Raw genomic sequence first — 3914 nt, forward strand, 5'->3', positions numbered from 1 at the left:
TCTGACGAGGCGTTAGTCGAGATACAAGGAGCTGGCTTGTCGGGACGCCGCATCGCAGCGATGAGGCCCTAAAGTCTTGCATGTTTCTTGCGGACGCCATCGCTGGCAAGCCAGCTCCTACAAAGTTCGCGGTGCTTGCAGAATCATCATCGACCCACCTGCTTCCTATGAGACCTTTTCCAGCCGGTAAACCCGCTCGTCGAGCCGCGTGACACCGGCCTGGAGGAACTTCCAGCTCTCGCCGAGCACATCCTGCTCATCTTCCACCTGAAGCTGCCACTGTGGCTCCAGCAACCGCCGGACCTCACCGTCGAGCAAGGCGAACGGCGGCCCGTCGAGCTGGGCCTGGTCGTAGTCCAGGGTGATCAACAGGCCTTGGGTACCGACCGGGAGTATCCGGGTCAGATGCGCTGCATAACGCTCGCGCATCGGCGGCGGCAAGGCAATCAGCGCCGCCCGGTCATACAGCCCCGCGCAATCGGCGACGTCCGCCGCGGTCAGGGCAAAGAAATCCCCACACCAGAGCTCCAGCGGACCCGCTTCATAGACCATGAATGCCCCTTGTTGACGTATCAGCGGCTTGAGTTGCTGATCGGCAAAGAAAGCCTCCACGGCCTTCTCCGACAACTCCACCCCCAGGACCCGCAGGCCTTGGGCCGCCAGCCACGCCAGGTCGAGACTCTTGCCGCACAGCGGCACCAGCACCCGCGCCTCCACCGGCAGGGCCAGGTCGGGCCAGAACCGCTGCAGATAGGGGTTGACCTGCTCCAGGTGAAAGCCGATCTGGTTGTGTTCCCAACGCTTGTGCCAAAATTCCGGTTGCATAGGTTCACCCTGAAAATTCGATCAAAAATCCCTAAAACTTATATTAGATTTAGATCAGTGATCTGATTGAAGATGGTGCCATCATCACTTGACGCCCAGGACCTTCATTATGCTCCCCAGCCTGTTCATCTCCCACGGCTCTCCCATGCTGGCGCTGGACCCCGGCGCCAGTGGCCCGGCCCTGGCCCGCCTGGCGGCCGAGCTGCCGCGACCGAAGGCCATCGTCATCGTCTCGGCCCACTGGGAAAGCCAGGACCTGCGGGTCAGCAGCAATCCACAACCGGAAACCTGGCACGACTTTGGTGGTTTTCCCAGAGAGCTGTTCGCCGTGCAATACCCGGCGCCCGGTGAGCCGAAGCTGGCCGCCGAGGTGGCGGCATTGCTGAACGCCGACGGCCTCCCCACCCGGCTCGATGACCAGCGCCCGTTCGACCACGGGGTCTGGGTGCCGTTGTCGCTGATGTACCCGCAAGCCGATATCCCGGTGGTCCAGGTGTCGCTGCCGAGCCGCCTGGGCCCTGCCCTGCAGACGCGTATCGGGCATGTCCTCGGCGGCCTGCGGGCACAGGGCGTCCTGCTGATCGGCTCCGGCAGCATTACCCATAACCTCGGTGAACTGGACTGGCATGCCGGCCCGCAAAGCATCGAACCTTGGGCCAAGGCCTTCCGCGACTGGATGGTCGACAAGCTCGCCGCCGATGACGAAGCCGCCCTGCACGACTACCGCAAGCAGGCGCCCTATGCCGTGCGCAGCCACCCCAGTGACGAGCACCTGCTGCCGCTGTACTTCGCCCGTGGCGCCGGCGGCCAGATGAGCATCGCCCACCAGGGCTTCACCCTGGGCGCACTGGGCATGGACATCTATCGCTTCGGCTGATGCTCCTACCCTCACGGCAGGCAAAAAAAATCCCCGAACCAGTCGGGGATTTTTTTATCGATCAATCAACCCGGGGTTGATCAATCTTCGCGGTAGCGACGCAGCTTGAGCTGCTTGCCGGCCACGCGGGTGTCCTTCAGCTTGGTCAGCAGACGCTCCAGACCATCCTCCGGCAGTTCCACCAGGCTGAAGCTGTCACGCACCTGGATGCGACCGATGGCTTCACGCGCCAGACCACCTTCGTTGAGGATGGCGCCCAGCAGGTTCTTGGCGGCGATACCGTCACGCGCACCCAGCGCGGTACGGCAGCGGGCACGACCTTCAGCCAGAGGAATCGGCGCACGACGCTCACGATCGCCACGCTCGGGACGGTCACCGGAACGCTCCGGACGATCGCCACGCGGCGCGTTGTTCGGCACCAGCGGACGCTCTTTCTCGATCGCCGCCAGGTTCAGCGCCTGGCCATTGGTGGCCTTGCGCAGCAGGGCTGCGGCCAGGGCACGCGGGCTGCAACCGATATCGGCGGTCAGGCGATCCAGCAGGTCGCCGTGGGTCGATTCAGCGTCAGCCACCAGCGGCGACAGGCTGTTGGTCAGCTTCTTGATGCGCGCATCGAGAACGGCCTGGGCGTCCGGCAGGCGGACTTCGGCAACCTTCTGCCCGGTCACACGCTCGATCACTTGCAGCATGCGGCGCTCACGTGGTGTCACCAGCAACAGCGCACGACCTTCGCGACCGGCACGACCGGTACGGCCGATACGGTGCACGTAGGACTCTGGATCGTACGGCATGTCGACGTTGAACACGTGGGTGATGCGCGGAACGTCCAGGCCACGTGCGGCAACGTCGGTCGCCACAACGATGTCCAGGCGGCCATCCTTGAGGGAGTCGATCACGCGCTCACGCTGGTTCTGGGCGATGTCGCCGTTCAGCGCGGCAGCCTTGTAGCCTTTGGCTTCCAGGGCGCTGGCCAGGTCCAGGGTCGCTTGCTTGGTGCGCACGAACATGATCAGCGCGTCGAAGTCTTCGACTTCCAGCAGGCTCAATACAGCCGAGGTCTTCTGGTCGGCGTGGACCAACAGGTGGGCCTGTTCAATCGCGGTGACGGTCTGGGTCTTGCTCTGGATCTTGACGTGTTTCGGATCCTTGAGGTGACGCTCGGCGATCGCACGGATCGACTGCGGCAAGGTGGCCGAGAACAACACGGTCTGACGGGATTCCGGCATGGCCTTGAAGATCACTTCCAGGTCATCCATGAAGCCCAGCTTGAGCATTTCGTCCGCTTCGTCGAGAACCAGGTGGTTCACGGTGGCGAGGACTTTTTCGTCGCGACGCAGGTGGTCGCACAGACGGCCCGGAGTGGCGACAACGATCTGTGCGCCATTACGGATGGCTTTCAATTGCGGGCCCATCGGCGCACCGCCGTAGACAGCCACAACAGTCACGCCCGGCATTTGCTTGGCGTAGGTTTCGAAAGCGGTTGCAACTTGCAGCGCCAACTCACGGGTTGGGGCCAGGATCAGAGCTTGCGGCTCGCGCTTGGACGGATCGATGCGGTGCAGGATAGGCAGGGCGAACGCGGCGGTTTTACCGGTACCGGTTTGCGCCTGGCCAATCATGTCATGACCGGCAAGGATGATCGGGATTGACTGCTGCTGAATGGCCGAAGGCTCTTCATAGCCGGTAGCGACTACTGCAGCGACAATATTGGGATGAAGTTCAAGAGCGGCGAAGCCGCCGATTTCCTGGGTCATGGGTCTGCCTCTAAGTGCATCCGCAAAGACCCATGCTCCAAAGCTGCGCATGCCGTGTAAGACTCTGAGAGTCACCCTGGCAGCTTTGTCGGCGGGGATTTGCGAAAACGATTGAATGGAAGAGTCGTCAAGGATAGTCCGCAGGGCGGACAGCGACCGAAGCTGGCTTCGGGGAATTGCATTACCTAAACGCGGCCCGGTTAAAGGCCGGCGCGCACTATACCGGAACTGACAAAAAAAGGGAGATTTATTTATCTGGAAAAGCCGCTGTACGCCTCTCTATGGCGGGCTTTACGGATAACCGGTCGAAGGCTTGCAGCTTGCCCGGTGGGCCTGGCGGCTTAAACGGTTCACTCGTCGGAATCTGCCAATGACCTCCAGGACACGAAAAAACCTGTAGATACCGTCTTGACCCTCATCGCGCAAGCGCGATGTTTGGGTCAAACGGTATGCCTGAT

Annotated in this window: 3 protein-coding genes; 1 reads left to right on the forward strand and 2 read right to left on the reverse strand. The window is 62.1% G+C overall.

What is annotated here, in order from left to right:
• Positions 1-165: 165 nt before the first annotated feature.
• Entirely contained in the window at positions 166-825 is a 660-nt protein-coding gene (locus UCMB321_RS19035) for a thiopurine S-methyltransferase (RefSeq protein WP_040069825.1), read from the reverse strand.
• A 109-nt stretch (positions 826-934) separates the two neighbouring features.
• Here UCMB321_RS19035 and UCMB321_RS19040 point away from each other — a divergent pair, with 109 nt between their 5' ends.
• Positions 935-1702 carry a DODA-type extradiol aromatic ring-opening family dioxygenase gene (locus tag UCMB321_RS19040; protein WP_040069827.1) on the forward strand — a complete coding sequence of 256 codons (768 nt, stop codon included), beginning with the start codon at positions 935-937 and terminating at the stop codon, positions 1700-1702.
• Positions 1703-1782: 80 nt separating this feature from the next.
• Here UCMB321_RS19040 and UCMB321_RS19045 read toward each other — a convergent pair whose 3' ends face one another.
• The gene (locus UCMB321_RS19045) at positions 1783-3456 is read right to left on the reverse strand and encodes a DEAD/DEAH box helicase (protein ID WP_040069830.1); all 1674 of its coding nucleotides are present in this window, start codon (positions 3454-3456) and stop codon (positions 1783-1785) included.
• Between the last annotated feature and the right edge of the window lie 458 nt (positions 3457-3914).

Origin of the sequence: Pseudomonas batumici (assembly GCF_000820515.1) — a bacterium.
In the GTDB taxonomy this organism is placed as follows: domain Bacteria; phylum Pseudomonadota; class Gammaproteobacteria; order Pseudomonadales; family Pseudomonadaceae; genus Aquipseudomonas; species Aquipseudomonas batumici.